Source organism: Peribacillus frigoritolerans, from assembly GCF_001636405.1.
Taxonomy (GTDB): domain Bacteria; phylum Bacillota; class Bacilli; order Bacillales; family DSM-1321; genus Peribacillus; species Peribacillus frigoritolerans.
This window is the reverse complement of the sequence record NZ_KV440950.1, coordinates 600,957-616,373: the sequence shown is the minus strand read 5'-3', so window position 1 is coordinate 616,373 and position 15,417 is coordinate 600,957. Positions and strand designations below refer to the sequence as shown.

Sequence of the window (15,417 nt, the reverse complement as noted above, 5' to 3'; positions counted from 1 at the left end):
TATAATAAGCACCCTTCATGAAATGAACATGAGCGTTAGATTAGAATTTGATGAGAAAGAGTAAGAGTCACCAACGTTCCCTCTCCCACCTCGCTTTGAATCTCCAATTTACCGTCGAATGACTCTACAAGCGTCCGGGCGATGGATAGCCCGAGTCCATTGCCTCCCGTTTTCCTTGCCCTTGATGAATCAACGCGATAAAAACGGTCAAATACATGTGGGAGATGTTCTGGTGATATCCCTCCGCCGTGATCTTTCACACCGATGACAATTTCATTATCCTGCCGTTTTATCATGATCTGTATACTTGATTCACTATATTTCATTGCATTGTCCAATAGGATGACTATCACCTGTTCAAGCTTACTGGAAATGGTCATTGCATAGATTTCCTTAAACTCTGACTCTATCGTTATTTCACGATTTCCCGTCCTTCTGAATGTTTGGGCAATCCCTTCACAAAACGAAATGAGTTCTATTTTCCCTTCCACATCTTCTGAAGGTTCCGTTTGGGAAGCTGACTGCAGAAGATGTTCCGTCAGTTTTTTCATCCGGACGGCTTCATGATGGATTGCCTCCACTGCCTCTTCCTGAATCGCCTGATCCTTCATTCCCCAGCGTTTCAGTAGAGAGGAGTAGCTTTCGATGACCGTAATCGGTGTTTTCAATTCATGTGAGGCATCTGAAAGGAATTGCTGCTGTTGGTTATAATTCCGCTCCAGCCTTTCCATCATCCTGTTGAATGCCGCTCCCATCACCTGCAGCTCGTCCTTCGATTGATCCGATAGCGGTATTCGTTTGAATTCCCCGCTTTTCTCAATATCCTTCATCGTTCCGCTCATGACCGATATCGGTTTGAGGATCAGGTTGGCCAGCCACTTACCGGCAAGAATCGATAACAGAATGACAAAAAGGGATGCACCGCCCAAAACGAGGGCAAGCGTCGATAAATTATCAAGGAGGGTATCCTGCGGCTGTGTGACCTCGATCATCCCCAGTTTCTTCCCCTCATCAGGATAAGGATAACGGTAGGTCAATACATATTCACCGTCAGCTTTGGCAAAATCATATCCTTTCTCGTTAATGGATTTAACCGCAAGCCCCTTGAGGTCCTCTTCATCCGTAAATGATTTAACCAGCCTTCCATCCATGTCGAATATCCGGACCATTCCATCGTCCGGGATATACGGTTCCATTAAATCGGAATCACCGGAAATCAAATCTTTCGTCAGGATATTTTCTTCGATTAATGAAGCTTGATCTTCAAGCAGATCCCGTTCCCTCTCTAACGATATCCAAAGGAAGGCGATTAAAACGATGATACTCAACAATATGAGCATGACGCTTAAAAAAAGACTGGAATACGATTGGATTTTCGTCCGAATCTTCATACTGGCTCCTTCAGGCTGTAACCTACCCCGCGGTAAGTATGGATGAGCTGCAGCTCAAAGGGATAATCTATCTTTTTGCGCAAATAACGGATATACACATCAACCACATTCGTATCCCCTGCAAAGTCATATCCCCATACATGTGTCAGGATTTGCTCCCTTGAAAGTACTTGATTTTTATTTTGCAAAAGATAAACCAGCAAATCGAATTCGCGTGAAGTCAGCTCAATCCTATTGCCTTGCCTGTGAATATCCCTAGTGCCAAGGTTCAGCTTCAGATCATGGATCTTCAGTTCATCCGCTTCCCCTTCTGATTGGCTCTCCCTTACATTGGTACGAAAACAAGCACGGATCCGTGCCAGCAGCTCTTCAATTTCAAACGGCTTCGTTACATAATCATTCGCGCCATGATCCAGGCCATTCACCTTGTCTGGCACAGCATCCCTTGCGGTCAGAAGGATGACCGGTGTCGATCCATTCTTTTTCCGGTAACGCCTAAGTACCTCTATGCCATTCAACTCGGGCAGCATCACATCCAATAAGATTAAATCCCACTCTTCGGCTTCCGCCCTTTCCAGACCTGCCTTTCCCGTAAATGCCGATTCTGTTTGATAACCCTCATGATTAAGTTCCAGCTGAAGGACCCTTGCTATTTTTTCTTCATCTTCTATTATTAAAATTCTCTTATTCATGATCATCACCACCTACCCCTTAGTGTACTGAAGAAATATGAAAATATCATGAGAAATTGACCCCTCCGCATAAAAATCCGCTGAAATGATGAATTTAATTTTTGTACCTTTAAAAGGACAATAAAAAGAACCGGATGTGAAAACACACCCGATCCATTTCATTCACCGTTCCAATGCTGGCCAATGAATTCATCGCGTCCCGATTTCGCACGGTCCGCTTTATAATCATCTTTGTTTTTTTTATGATAGCCCTGATGGTACTCTTCGGCAGGGTAAAAGGTTTGGGCCGGAAGGATTTCCGTTACGATTGGTTTCTGGAACTTCCCGCTGGCCGCTACCTTTTCTTTCGCTTCAAGGGCCAGTTTTTCTTGAGCTTCATCATGATAGAAGATGGCCGTCCGATATTGGCTTCCTCTATCATGGAATTGACCGCCATCGTCGGTTGGATCGATTTGCTGCCAATATAGTTCCAGCAATCTTTCATAAGGAAATAACTGAGGATCGAAAGTGATTTCCACGACTTCATAATGCCCCGTAGTTCCCGTCTTCACTTCCTCGTAAGTCGGGTTTTCAACATGTCCTCCCGTATAACCGGATACGATTCCCCCAATCCCCGGTTGTTCTTCAAATGGTGTCACCATGCACCAGAAACAGCCTCCAGCAAATGTAGCCTTTTGCATAATGGTCACCCCTTTCCTTATGTAATAGAAATTAATATACCATAATTCAATCCTGACACAGTGCTTTTTTGATTTGCAAAGCCTCCAGGGATTTACGCTTTGTTCAATCCTTTGACCAGCCCTTTTCCTTGAATTTTACGATCGCTTCAACGCGGTTGCTCACATCCAATTTATCAAGGATGACCGATATATAATTACGGACCGTTCCATTGGTCAGATAAAGCTGGCTTGCGATTTCCTTTGTGGTCTTACCATCTGCGATCAATTTGAGCACTTGGCTCTCCCTTTCAGTCAAAGGGTTTTCTTCTTCGAAAGCCATATCCACCAGCTCAGGAGCATAAATGCGCCGCCCATCCATGATGACACGAATCGAGTTCGCCAGTTCCTCACTTGGGCTATCCTTGAGAAGATATCCGCCTACCTCGGCCTTTCTTGCTCTTTCAAAATACCCAGGACGTGCAAAGGTGGTCAAAATGATGACTTTGCATTGGTGGCCCTGATCCTTGATCTCCTCCGCTACATCAAGCCCGGTTTTAACTGGCATTTCAATATCGGTTATGCAGATATCCGGCTTTAATTGATTGACGAGATTCATTGCTTCTTCCCCATTGCTCGCTTTTCCGACAACTTCCATGTCACTTTCCAAATCAAGGATGGAACCTAAAGCGCCAAGCAGCATCCGCTGATCTTCGGCAATTACGATTCGAATCAAGGTTAATCCCACCTATCCATTATTTTTTATAGCATTCGGAACCCTTATATACAGTGTCGTTCCATCTGTTGATTTAATATCCAGGCTGCCATTAACGAATTCGAGCCTTTCTTTCATTCCTTGAAGTCCATTTCCTTTAATATACTCTGCTCGATGTGAAAGTCCCACTCCATTATCCTGTACTTTGATCGTCACTCCTGTTTGTAATTCTTCGATGACGATATTACAGCAGTCGGCACCGCTATGCTTGACGATATTGGTCACAGCTTCCTTCAGGCACATGCTCAAAACCGTTTCAACCAGCAATGGGGTATCCCGCAATTCCGCGGTGCCTTCCAAATTGAATTCTATCTCTGCCGCTTTCAATATTTGCTTGACCCGGATGATTTCATCGCTTAGCTTCGCCCCACGCATTTCCGACACCATTTCACGTACTTCCTTGAGTGCCGTCCTCGCCGTTTGCCGGATATCCTTGATTTCCTTCTTGGCCGTCTCCGGATTCAAATCGATCAATTTCCCTGCAAGGTCACTTTTCAAGCCAATCAAAGACAGCTTTTGTCCAAGTGTATCATGTAGGTCACGGGCAATCCGCTGACGTTCTTCCATTTTTCCAAGCTCTGATATTCGTTTATGGGCATCCTCCAATTGTTCTTCCAGCATACCCCGTTTGTTCCGATTATACGTGTTGAAAGGGAGAAGGATCACGCCTACCACACAAATGAGCATAAAGGGAAATTGCGAAAAGAAGGTAGGGTCTTTCATGATGAAGCCAATATTGACAGACACAATGGTAGCCAATAGCTGGATTGAATATAATACGAAAAATCCAACCTTATTTTGAACATTCCCAATAAAGAATGCCAAAAAGAGTGAAAAGTAAATATAGCTGAAAAATATGGTCATCGATATGGAAATGATTATTTGTATCGCCGTCCATACGTATACGGGCCATCCCTTCGAAACGAATGAGAGACCATATGATATGAAAAACAAAATGATCATGACGATTCCAAAGACTATCTCCAACATCGAAGAGGATTTGAAGATGAAATAAAAAGGAAGGATACAAAAAATGATCCAGACATAAGGGCTCAGCCCTGTGTTTTTCGGAAAGATATGATACCAACTTTGCATGGCGCCGCCTCTATTTCTTTTTACCCTAGTATATACTAAGGAGTTTCATCAAAAAACCATCCAATGGAAATCGAATGGTTTTTTGATGAACTATTTATTTTTCTTGAAGACTTGGACGTTTATTATTGATTTCCACCTTAGATTTTGTTTCATTTAGACGTTCCTTAATCTCTTTAAAACTTACAAACGTCTTGTTTTCTCCATCATAAAGGCGGAAGCGAAGCGATTTTAAACTTGAACCAATGGTGATTGTCGTTGCCTGCTGCAATGGCAGGGTGGAATCATGGACTTTTTCCAAGTTATAGTTTGGCACTCTTGGACTAAGGTGATGCACATGGTGAAAACCGATATTACCGGTTACCCATTGCAAGGCCTTCGGAAGTTTATAATAAGAACTTCCATCAATGGCAGCCTTCACGTAATCCCATTCAGATTCCTCTTCGAAATAAGAATCTTCGAACTGATGCTGTACATAAAACAGCCAGATGCCCAGTGATCCCGTTACAAAAAGCATCGGTACCTGAATCATAAGGAATGCCTGCCATCCGATAGCCAAGCATAAAAGACCATAAATTGCCACGATTGCAGCATTTGTCAAATACGTATTCATCCGTTCTTTCTTTTTAGCGCCCTTTTTATTCAGACGGTTCGATACAAGAAATAGATAAAATGGACCCAATCCAAACATGACGATCGGATTTCTATATAAACGGTAAGCAAGACGCCCCCAGAATGAAGCGGCGATATATTCATCAACGGTCATGATCCAAATATCCCCTGTACCGCGTTTGTTTAAATTACTGCTTGTTGCATGATGTACGGAGTGGCTATGCTTCCATTGTTCATACGGAAATAATGTAACGATCCCACTGATTGTACCCAGGACGCTATTCGCTTTCCTGCTTTTGAAAAACGATTGATGGCAGCAATCATGGAAAATGATGAAAATCCTGACTACGAATCCAGAAGCAAGAACGGCCAATGCAAGTGTCAGCCAGTATGAAATGGTTAAGCTTTGATAAGCTAAAAACCATAACAGGAAAAATGGCGGAAATGTATTTATGAGCTGTTTCACGCTTGATTTAGTATTGGATTTTTCAAAAGGGGCAATATCTTTTCTCAATTGTTTTTGATTATGGTTACTCATGTTTTCCTCCTCTTAAAATATATGGAGTGTTTGAATGTATTAATTCGCCGGTATCTCTGCTTTAAGTATAGGATTAATAACCGATTTTCTATAGTCATAAACGTCAAATCCCTGCCATGACACTTGTCATATACTTGTCTGCTTCAACACTTTTCACATTATTTTTTCCTCTTTCATCATTTTTACACTTCAAAAAACGTGAATTTCCATCAATCCGATTCCAAGAAATAGCCTGCATTTATTCGATCAAATAAAAAAAGATCCGCCTTTGGCGAACCCATTATATCTTGATGGCATAGACCCGTTCAGGTCGTCCTACCGTGCCATATGTTAAATCGGCATCAATCTTTTCCTCTGACATCAAGTGCTCCAGATACCGCCTTGCCGTTGTCCTGCTCACCCCGATTTCCTTCGCCACTATTTCTGCAGTTAACCCCGGGGAGGATTTCCCCAACACAACCATCACCTTCTCCAAAGTCATCCGATCGATTCCTTTTGGCAGTGAAGTTCGTTCCCTCTCTTTTTCTTTCATTTCCTTTCGCAAAAGCTTGTCCACCTGTTGCTGCGTTACGGGAAAATTGCCCTTTTCCAATTCAGACAGTTTAATGTGATACTCTTGATACCGGCGTAAAGACTGCTTGAAACGTTCAAATGCCACAGGCTTGATTATATAATCAAATATGCCGATCTTGATAGCTTCCTGGACTTTTTCGATTTCTTTAGCCGCCGTTATCATGATGACATCCATTTGTTTGCTTTGCTGCTTGATTTCTTTCAGGATATCGAGCCCATTCATATCCGGAAAATACATATCGAGCAGCAGTAGATCCGGCTGCATGATTTCAATGAAGCTTTTAGCCTCGTCATAGCTTGATGCGATCCCGATCGTTTGAAACCCCTCAAGCTTTTCGATGAATAGCTTTTGTATCTCGGCAATCCGCAGGTCATCTTCGACGATCAGAACTTCTATAGCGCGATGGGCCATCATTTCATCCCCCCTCTGTTTTTTGGTATGGCTACGGTAAAGATCGTATATTCCCCTTCTTTCGTCGAAAAAGTGATATATCCCCCTAAACCATCAATTGCTTCCTGAACAAGGCTCAAACCTATACCCGAATTGGTTTGATGGCTTTTCGTCGAAAAACCGTTCCGGAAAATCAGTTCCGTAACCTCTGAGCTCATCCCTTTTCCATTATCTTCAACCTCTATGATCAACTCTTTACCCAAGTCCGTGACGAACAACGATACCCTTTTTTCCTCCCTTTCGTTTTCCCGTACAGCTTCGAAGGCATTATTGATGAGATTGCCAATGATCGTCACTAATAAATCCCGATCTATTTCGGACGGAATATCTTTAAAACTGCTTTCTCTATCGATGGTAAAATCAATTTTCAGCTCGCTGGCTAAACTTAACTTCCCTAAGATGAATCCCGCAATGATCGGATCGGGCACTTCCTTCATCAGAAAGTGAAGGAAGCTCTGGGTGACATCGACTTCCTTCGATATGAAATCCATTGCTTCTTTATATGAACCGAGTTGAATCAAGCCCAGCAGTGTATAAAGCCGATTGGAATATTCATGTGTCTGGGCCCTCAGCCCCTCTGCATACGCCTTTACATGTGACAGTTCTTGCAGGAGATTGGATAGCTCCGATTTATTTCTCAAACTGGCAACGGCACCGATGATTTCCCCCTGTCCATTCAAAATGGGAATCCGGCTTGCCAAAAAAACTTCACCGTCAATCATGAATTCCTGGTCATATTCGGCCCGTGCCGTGCTGACTACATCAAGCAAATGTGTATGCGTTATGACTTCTTCGATTTTTCTTCCGCGAAGCATGACGTCTTTAGGAATATGAAGGATTTTATGCGCCGTTTCATTGACGATCGTGATTTTCCCATGAACATCAATGGCAATGATGCCTTCATGAATGGATTCCAAAATGGCGTGCTTCTCTTGAAACATCCAGGCGATCTCTTTCGGCTCCAGACCCAATATCGCCTTTTTGATATTGAATGAAATGAAAAAGGCCACCAACAAACCGCCGATTAATATAAAAGAGATGATCAAGACGATCTTTCTTTGTATACTGGACACTTCTTTTTCAATATCATCCTGTAGGTAGCCAACGGAGACGACACCAATGACCTTTTCATTGGCGATTATCGGGGATTTCCCCCTTATGGAAGGTCCCAATGTGCCAGTGGACTCCGTGATGATGGATTTCCCATCCCAAACCTCGGCGTTATCTCCCCCAACCATTTTCTTTCCGATCAGGTCGGGATTTGGATGGGACAGCCGTGTTTCATTTTCATCTCCTATCACTATGAATTCCGCATCGATCTGCCTGCGAATTCTTTCCGCGATGGGCTGGATGATTACAGAAGGATGATCCGTTCGAAAAGCTTGTTTAATTTCAGGCAGCAAAGAAATGGTCTGGGCAACCGACAATGCTTTTTCCCCTGTTTCCTGCTTCAGGTTATTTTCCAGGATATTTATGAAAATAACTTCAAAGATTCCACCCATTAAGATGATTAACGTACAGATGCCCAGCATCAACTTGGTATGTAAACGCATTCAATCACCTCTACTTACATCATATAAAAAATAACCCCTTTAAAAAAGGGGTTATTTCACAACATTCAGAAAATACCGATTAACCTTCAATATTGATGACAACATCCTTCCCTCTCTTCTTAAGTAAAACCGGAATGAGCAGCCATAATGCCGTTACGATCAGGAAGGACAGCGAAAGCGGCCGAGTGAAAAACAAACTGTAATCCCCATCGGATATCGTCAGTGCCCTGCGCATATTGTTTTCTATCATCGGCCCTAAAACCAGGCCTAATACCAACGGGGCGATTGGATAATCATTTTTACTTAAGAAGTAGCCCAAGACCCCGCACCCTAGTAATAGCAATAAATCATAAGTCGATACTTGTACCGCATAAACACCAAAAATGGAAATCGCGATAATGATCGGAATCAAATATTTCTTTGGCGTTTCAATGATTTTCGCAAAAACCTTAACGAGCGGGAGATTAAGGATGAGGAGCATGAGATTTCCGATGAACATACTGGCGATAAGTCCCCAAGCCACCTGGGGATGGTCCTCGAATAATAATGGACCTGGCTGAACATTGTACATCATGAGCGCACCCATTAAAATCGCCGTTGTACCGGAACCCGGAATTCCCAGCGTCAATAATGGTATCATCGCTCCGCCAGAAGCCGCATTATTGGCCGTTTCAGGGCCAGCCACACCAGCGATCGCCCCTGTACCGAATCTCCCAGGTTTTTTTGAAATCCGTTTTTCCATAAGGTATGAGAAGAAGGAAGCAAGAGTGGCCCCTGCCCCCGGCAGGATTCCTACAAAGAAACCTAAGAGCGATCCCCTCGCGATCGGCCCCGCAGATTCCTTGAATTCTTCTTTGGAAGGAAGCAAATTATTGATCTTTGCAATTTCCCCATCATCTTCGTCCTTTTCCAAGATTGTCTTGAATACTTCCCCAAGGGCGAATAGACCAACAGCGATCGTCAGGAATTCGACCCCTTGATACAGCCAAGGAATGTCGAAGGTAAAACGGGCGATCCCGGAAACATTATCAATGCCTATCGTCCCGATCAACAAACCGCAAACCGTCATGATCAGTGCCTTGGTTACGGATTTTCCCGCAAGGCCGCTGACTGCCGCCAACCCTAGAAGCATGAGTGAAAAATACTCCGCAGGACCGAATTTAATGGCAATCGTCGATAATGGCTGAGCCAAGGCAATCATGGCGATAAGGGTGACGATCCCTCCTACGAAGGAACCGATCGCCGAAATGGATAAAGCACTCCCTGCTCTTCCCTTCTTGGCCATTTGATAGCCATCCAATGTGGTGACGACAGAAGAAGATTCGCCAGGTGTATTCAATAGGATTGAAGTTGTCGATCCACCATACATCGCTCCATAATAAACACCTGCAAGTAAAATGATGGCGCTTGTTGCCGCTTGCTCTGGAGGAAGTCCACCTGTAATCGAAGCGGTTACCGGAATTAAAAGAGCCACACCGCTCATCGGCCCGATCCCCGGCAAAACGCCGACCGCCGTACCGATCAATACCCCGACAAATGCAAATAGTATGTTATACCAAGTTAGTGCCGTTTCAAATCCGTGCATTAAATAATCAAAAGTGCCCACTTCACATCCCCCTTCCTTTTATGAAAACCAGATTGGCCAACCCGGAAGTGTTCCCTTTAACACATTCACGAATAAATAATAGATGATTCCGGAAAAACCTGCGGAAATGATGAGCGATGTCACCCACTTATTCCGTTCCATCGTTTGAAAGCAAACTAACAAAAACAGAAAGGTCGTAATGACATATCCTATCGTTTCCAACGTCAAAATATAAATCAAGGTGGAGAGCAGAATGATGATAAATGGTTTATATTGCAGCTTTTCTTTACGTGATTCCTGCCCCTTACCCCGAAATGCCTCATAGAACAGGCGAATACTTAAAAGAGAAAGAACGAGCCCCAATACAAAAGGGAAAATGTCCGGTCCTACCGAACTTCCATATGAAGAACTGGCCAGTTTCCTGCTTCCTATCATAAACAGCACCCCGACAGCCAGAAAGGCTGCAGAAGCGAAGCGATCAAATTTAACATCCATCACAATCCCCCCATTTCAGAAAATAAGAAGAAGGTGAAGCACCCCCTTCTTCCCGATTATTTTTCCATGCCTAAAGCTTTCAATAATTGCTGCACCTGTTTCTCCTGTTCTACTAAAAACTTGCTGAATTCTTCACTATTTTTATATTCTTGTTCCCATCCCTGCACTTCCACTTCCTTTTTCCATTCAGAAGTTTCAACTAGCTTCTCAATGGTTCCGTCCCAAAAGGTTTTCGCTTCACCAGACATATTCTGAGGTCCAAAAACGCCTCTCCAAATCGTGAATTCAGCATCGACCCCTTGTTCCTTTGCCGTCGGTATGTCTATAAGATCCCCACCTAAACGTTCATTCGAGGTTACAGCCAACACTCTAATCTTTCCTGCTTTTAAAAATTCCCTGACACTGGATGCATCCGTTCCGATCACATCCGCATTTCCGCCAAGCAATGCCGTAATCGCTTCCCCGCCACCGTCGTAAGAAACGTATTTAAGTTCGGTTGGATTCAAGCCATATTCATAGGCTGGAAGAATGGAAATCAAATGATCCATGGATCCCGGTGCAGATCCCCCTGCAAAGGTCAGCTTACGAGGATCTTTCTTCACCGCTTCCAGCACGGATTTCAAATCCTTGAATTCAGAATCCGCCTTTACCACTATCGCCCCATAATCCTTTGTCAGCTGCGCCAAAGGTGTCGTATTTTTATATCCATAAGGACTGTTGCCTTCTTTTTTAAGGTTATTGATGATGACAGGCGGTGAATTAACGAACAGCATGTCATTATTATCCGCTTGCTGTGTTGCATAGTCCGCCATGAAGACAGCGCCCCCGCCGCCAGGTTTGTTTTCGACGGTCAATGGCTGGTTCACCAATTTCGTCTCACCCAAGACCTTTGTAAATGAACGAGCCGTTAAATCCCATCCCCCGCCTGCACCCGAAGGAGCAACGACCGTTATCGCTTTTTTCGGATAGCCTGTTTCTTCTTTCTTTTCTCCTGATGTCCCCGAACTGCTGCATGCACCTAAACTTAAAGCTAACGAACCTGCCAATAGTACCGCTGAAATCTTTTTACGAGAAAACATAGTAATCCCCCTTTTGAAAGCGTTTTCTTAATTCTACAAAAATATCTTCGCTTTCAATGATTGCCCAACTAAAATGCATAAATTCCAAAACCTTCATATTGTTCATAAAGTTTTATCACAGGAAAAGGGGAAAGGACTGCTCCTTCAGAGCAGTCCCAGTTTGCAGGCAAAAGGGGTTCTATCTAAATGAAACTGATTGGGACTCCTGCAGGAAAAGCGTGTCCAAGGGAGACCCCGCATGCGTAAAGAACGCCGAGGGCGGACTGCCCGCGGAAAGCGCGGTTCGATTTTAAAGAGCAGCCCTGCTAGAATAGTATTTTTGATAGATACACGACCATCGTTACCGTTATGCTGCTGAATAACGTCGACATCAAAACCGCCTGTGCCGCATAATCCGGATGGTTGTCATATTCCAAAGCGAATAATGCGCTGTTTCTTGACGTGGGAAATGAGCTTGCGATAAACAACCCTTGGGCGACAGTCCCTTCCAAGCCCAGCATGAGGATGATCAGGAAGGCGATGGATGGGGAGAGTATTAAACGCCCCGCCAAGCTAAGGATAAGCGGAAGCGGAAAATGCGTTATTTTCAAATAGGCACTCTGTGCCCCTAATGTAATCAATGCAATGGCTATGAAGGCACTCGCGATATTATCAATCGGGGTCCATAAGAACAGAGGGATTTCGAAAGAAACTGAATGTAATATTAAACCAAGCAATAAAGCATAAATGACGGGGTTCTTCAAGAACTCGCGAATGGCGCCCTTTGCACTTTTTGTATGGACGGAAACGGAATTCATCAATCCATAGGTATAGGTCAACAGGTTTTGAAAAATGATCACGATGACTTGGATCGACAGGCCAAGGGGGTTTCCATTAAACACCATCTGACTGACAGGTAACCCGAAATTGGCCGAGTTATTCAGGACTACACTATTTTTAAATGTGGCCGAAAGACTTTGATCAAACCTGGCTAGTTTCGCTACCACTGTACTCACGATGATGAGGCTTGCTGCTTGAAGAGCAAGGAAGCTGAATATCTGGACGATCATCCCCCCGCCCAATTTGCTTTGATAGATATTGACAAAGCTAATGGCGGGCATGAGCAGGAAGTGATTCAATTTAGACAGCGTATTCATATCCAACTTGAATTTACGATGCAGAATGGCCCCCGCCCCTATAAGGAAAAAAACCGGTACAATCACATTCAATACGATCAGAAACAGGACACTCACTTGACTTCCTCTCCATTCCTTAGGCAAATTCCTGATGATTTACATCTCCCATCTATCATAATGCCCGGATGGCCATAATTAAAATACCAATAAATTATCGTTGCCCATTCAAAAAAGGAATGATAAAAAAGCACAGAGGGTTCTGCGCTTCAGTTAAATATCCCTCATGAAATCGACGCCTTTGACAAATTTGACAAACTCTTTGACCAGTTTTAATTCCAGCGACTTTTCATGATATAACATCCATGTATTCCTGATAAGGGGATTACCTTGCTTGTCCTTAAGGTCCATTTGACGGAGGTTTTGGTCATTCTCCAATAAAACGCTGGGGAGGATGCCATATCCCAGGCCATTCTTGACCATTTCCTTGCATGTATCCCCTTTGTCCACTTCCATCCCCACCAAAGGAGGTCCGGAAAAATTGTCTCTCCACCAATTATCGATCATTGTTTTCAAAAGGGCATCTGTCCCATAATCGATCCTCGGCAGGAAAGGCAGGTTCCGGACTTCGATTTCTTCCTTGGAAGCAATGCAAATCGTTTCCTCAAAAAGATGATGCCTTGATCCTGACCATTGGTAGTCCCCCCGAACAATCCCGACATGCACTTCTTCCTTATAAATGAGGTTCAGCACTTCTTTACTCCATCCGGTTGTCACATGGAAATCCACTTTAGGAAATCGCTCACGAAATATTCTCAGCAGGCCTGGCAGCTTATGCAGCGTAATATAGTTGGAAACACCCAGCCGTAATGTTCCACTGATCTCCTGACCCATATTGAATGCCGTCTCTTTTATCTGCTGGAGCCTGATCAGCATCTCATCTGCACAGATGGCCAAATATTCACCTTGAGGGGTGAACTGCACTCCCCTAGTTCCCCGCTCCACAATCTTCAGATTGAATTCCTTCTCTATTTGTTGAATCCGTTTCGTTAAAGAAGGTTGCGAGATATATAAACTTTGCGCCGTTTTAGTAATATTCCTGTGTTCATGCAACACCTTTAAAATATGCCAATCCCTTTCGTTCATAACCCTTCCCCCGATACGAATTCCCTTGAATGTTATATAAAAACTGTACCATAAAAGGCCTGTTGGATATATCCTTTTACAAATACAAAAAAGCCCAGGCCAAACCGGCAGGACTTTCCGATGAGCATCCTTCCAGCGAAGGATGCTCAGTCATTCAATAGAATCCTTTCAGGACATGTGTAGATATTCAGCGAATCATTGCGAATGAACCCGACCGTCGTGATTCCCAATCCTTCAGCCAACTCCAAAGCCAATTCAGTTGGAGCGGACTTAGAGAGTATCAGTTCACAGCCGATTTTCGCCACTTTCAAAAGAATTTCCGATGAAATCCGGCCGCTGAAAACGATAGCCTTCCCTTCCATCGAAATGCCATTTTTCAAGCAATGGCCGTATATTTTGTCCAAGGCGTTATGCCGTCCGATGTCCATCCTGCTTAATACGAGCCCATTGGCATCACATAAAGCAGCATTGTGGACTCCGCCCGTATTCTGGAAAGTGACAGCAGAATTTTGTAAATCCTTCATCAAGCGGAAGCAGTCATCAGGAGTCAGTTTCACCGAAACATCATCCATTTTCTTGGCAGTCAATGCATCATTTACAAAGACGAAACCTTGTCTGCTCATTCCGCAGCATGATGTAATATACCGCTTATTTTGAAAGTCCTGGAAGTAGGGATTCACTTTATCCGTCTTCACATGAACAAAGCCTTCTTTTTCCTGAACCCAGATTTCTTTTATCTCATCATATTTTTTGATGATTCCTTCCGAAGCCAAATAACCAATCACCATATCCTCGATGTATTCAGGTGTACAAACCATCGTGACGAATTCCTGGCCATTTATTTTGACAGTAACGGGATGCTCCGTTACGATCGCATCTCCCGTCCGCTCGATGTTACCTTTGGTTATCCGGATGATGTCCCTTTTGATTTCAATCGCTTTCATGTTCCCACTCCTTTTACTATCCAGGAGCCAATTGACCAAATGTAAGGAACATGGTCAATGCCCGTTGAGTTTGTCCGCTATATTCTTATCAAATACGAATACGGAAATCGCTATGTTCTCTTTGATTTTGATGTCTGAAAACAAATGGAGCAGTTTAGCTCCAACCAGATCTTCCATTCCATCAGGAGGACTCTCCGAATACACATCCTGAACCATTTTGGTTCGTGCAGAATGGACCATATCCCTTCCTTCCTCCGATCTTGATATGAACATTTCCGTAGGAGTCAAATTTCCATATAACGTAGAAACGGCCATATTTTCGACGAAAACCGTGTGTATGCGTTCTGGTCCTTTACCGAATAGTTCCTTGCGCAGCTTACGAATCATATCATTGAATTCATGGATAACTTTTGACACCGTTGCGTCACTCCATTTCAAGAAAAATTAAGTTCTCAATTTTCTTATCATAAATCAACGCGAAGAAAAACGAAAGGAATTTGGGAATGATACCCTCTTTCCAGGATTGTTTCTTTCCATGATAAAAGGTATAATATCAATGATGAAAGTTGGGAGCATAATAGTGTACTGTTGTGTCCTATCTTTTTTAAAATTATCCATTATGGTATGGATTGGTATATTGGCAAGCTTTGCTATTAAACTATTCCACCATGACCTACATTTCCGTTCAGGGACGGAGGTGTAATCATGGTGGTTTTTTTGCGT

The 15,417-nt window shown here is 43.5% G+C and carries 15 protein-coding genes; all 15 read right to left on the bottom strand.

Going from position 1 to position 15,417, the window contains the following annotated elements:
* Positions 1–35: 35 nt before the first annotated feature.
* Entirely contained in the window at positions 36–1,391 is a 1,356-nt protein-coding gene (locus tag A6755_RS02950) for a sensor histidine kinase (protein WP_048688112.1), read from the bottom strand.
* Positions 1,388–2,083 (bottom strand): response regulator transcription factor, encoded by a 696-nt coding sequence (locus A6755_RS02945; protein ID WP_063592409.1) that lies wholly within the window; start codon positions 2,081–2,083, stop codon positions 1,388–1,390. The genes A6755_RS02950 and A6755_RS02945 overlap by 4 nt, the downstream gene beginning before the upstream one ends.
* Positions 2,084–2,241: 158 nt before the next feature.
* Entirely contained in the window at positions 2,242–2,763 is a 522-nt protein-coding gene (msrA, locus tag A6755_RS02940) for a peptide-methionine (S)-S-oxide reductase MsrA (RefSeq protein WP_053536794.1), read from the bottom strand.
* A 103-nt stretch (positions 2,764–2,866) separates the two neighbouring features.
* Entirely contained in the window at positions 2,867–3,475 is a 609-nt protein-coding gene (locus A6755_RS02935) for a response regulator transcription factor (protein ID WP_053536795.1), read from the bottom strand.
* Positions 3,476–3,487: 12 nt separating this feature from the next.
* A complete protein-coding gene (locus A6755_RS02930; protein ID WP_063589734.1) occupies positions 3,488–4,609 on the bottom strand; it encodes a sensor histidine kinase in 1,122 nt (373 codons plus the stop codon).
* A 94-nt stretch (positions 4,610–4,703) separates the two neighbouring features.
* A complete protein-coding gene (desA, locus tag A6755_RS02925; protein WP_063589733.1) occupies positions 4,704–5,756 on the bottom strand; it encodes a Delta(5) desaturase DesA in 1,053 nt (350 codons plus the stop codon).
* Positions 5,757–6,036: 280 nt separating this feature from the next.
* A complete protein-coding gene (locus A6755_RS02920; RefSeq protein ID WP_084737336.1) occupies positions 6,037–6,744 on the bottom strand; it encodes a response regulator in 708 nt (235 codons plus the stop codon).
* Positions 6,741–8,333 carry an ATP-binding protein gene (locus A6755_RS02915; RefSeq protein ID WP_063589732.1) on the bottom strand — a complete coding sequence of 531 codons (1,593 nt, stop codon included), beginning with the start codon at positions 8,331–8,333 and terminating at the stop codon, positions 6,741–6,743. The genes A6755_RS02920 and A6755_RS02915 overlap by 4 nt, the downstream gene beginning before the upstream one ends.
* Positions 8,334–8,412: 79 nt before the next feature.
* Positions 8,413–9,939, bottom strand: a complete 1,527-nt coding sequence (locus A6755_RS02910) for a tripartite tricarboxylate transporter permease (protein ID WP_034310031.1) — start codon at positions 9,937–9,939, stop codon at positions 8,413–8,415.
* A gap of 18 nt (positions 9,940–9,957) precedes the next feature.
* Positions 9,958–10,413, bottom strand: a complete 456-nt coding sequence (locus tag A6755_RS02905) for a tripartite tricarboxylate transporter TctB family protein (RefSeq protein WP_063589731.1) — start codon at positions 10,411–10,413, stop codon at positions 9,958–9,960.
* Positions 10,414–10,469: 56 nt separating this feature from the next.
* Complete coding sequence (locus A6755_RS02900; RefSeq protein ID WP_063589730.1) at positions 10,470–11,492, bottom strand: tripartite tricarboxylate transporter substrate binding protein; 1,023 nt, start codon at positions 11,490–11,492, stop codon at positions 10,470–10,472.
* Between the two features lie 305 nt (positions 11,493–11,797).
* On the bottom strand, positions 11,798–12,724 hold the full coding sequence (locus tag A6755_RS02895; RefSeq protein WP_063589729.1) for an AEC family transporter: 927 nt from the start codon (positions 12,722–12,724) through the stop codon (positions 11,798–11,800).
* Between the two features lie 153 nt (positions 12,725–12,877).
* Positions 12,878–13,750: a LysR family transcriptional regulator gene (locus A6755_RS02890; protein WP_063589728.1), complete on the bottom strand. Its 873-nt coding sequence runs from the start codon at positions 13,748–13,750 to the stop codon at positions 12,878–12,880.
* 146 nt (positions 13,751–13,896) lie between these two features.
* Entirely contained in the window at positions 13,897–14,694 is a 798-nt protein-coding gene (gene fdhD, locus A6755_RS02885; protein ID WP_063589727.1) for a formate dehydrogenase accessory sulfurtransferase FdhD, read from the bottom strand.
* A gap of 54 nt (positions 14,695–14,748) precedes the next feature.
* Positions 14,749–15,111, bottom strand: coding sequence for a Na-translocating system protein MpsC family protein (locus A6755_RS02880; protein WP_048688083.1), 363 nt, complete (start codon positions 15,109–15,111; stop codon positions 14,749–14,751).
* Between the last annotated feature and the right edge of the window lie 306 nt (positions 15,112–15,417).

Coding starts and splice junctions, on each gene's coding strand:
- A6755_RS02950 (WP_048688112.1), bottom strand. CDS start 1,391: ATGAAGATTCGGACGAAAATCCAATCGTATTCCAGTCTTTTTTTAAGC.
- A6755_RS02945 (WP_063592409.1), bottom strand. CDS start 2,083: ATGAATAAGAGAATTTTAATAATAGAAGATGAAGAAAAAATAGCAAGG.
- msrA (WP_053536794.1), bottom strand. CDS start 2,763: ATGCAAAAGGCTACATTTGCTGGAGGCTGTTTCTGGTGCATGGTGACA.
- A6755_RS02930 (WP_063589734.1), bottom strand. CDS start 4,609: ATGCAAAGTTGGTATCATATCTTTCCGAAAAACACAGGGCTGAGCCCT.
- desA (WP_063589733.1), bottom strand. CDS start 5,756: ATGAGTAACCATAATCAAAAACAATTGAGAAAAGATATTGCCCCTTTT.
- A6755_RS02920 (WP_084737336.1), bottom strand. CDS start 6,744: ATGATGGCCCATCGCGCTATAGAAGTTCTGATCGTCGAAGATGACCTG.
- A6755_RS02915 (WP_063589732.1), bottom strand. CDS start 8,333: ATGCGTTTACATACCAAGTTGATGCTGGGCATCTGTACGTTAATCATC.
- A6755_RS02905 (WP_063589731.1), bottom strand. CDS start 10,413: ATGGATGTTAAATTTGATCGCTTCGCTTCTGCAGCCTTTCTGGCTGTC.
- A6755_RS02900 (WP_063589730.1), bottom strand. CDS start 11,492: ATGTTTTCTCGTAAAAAGATTTCAGCGGTACTATTGGCAGGTTCGTTA.
- A6755_RS02890 (WP_063589728.1), bottom strand. CDS start 13,750: ATGAACGAAAGGGATTGGCATATTTTAAAGGTGTTGCATGAACACAGG.
- fdhD (WP_063589727.1), bottom strand. CDS start 14,694: ATGAAAGCGATTGAAATCAAAAGGGACATCATCCGGATAACCAAAGGT.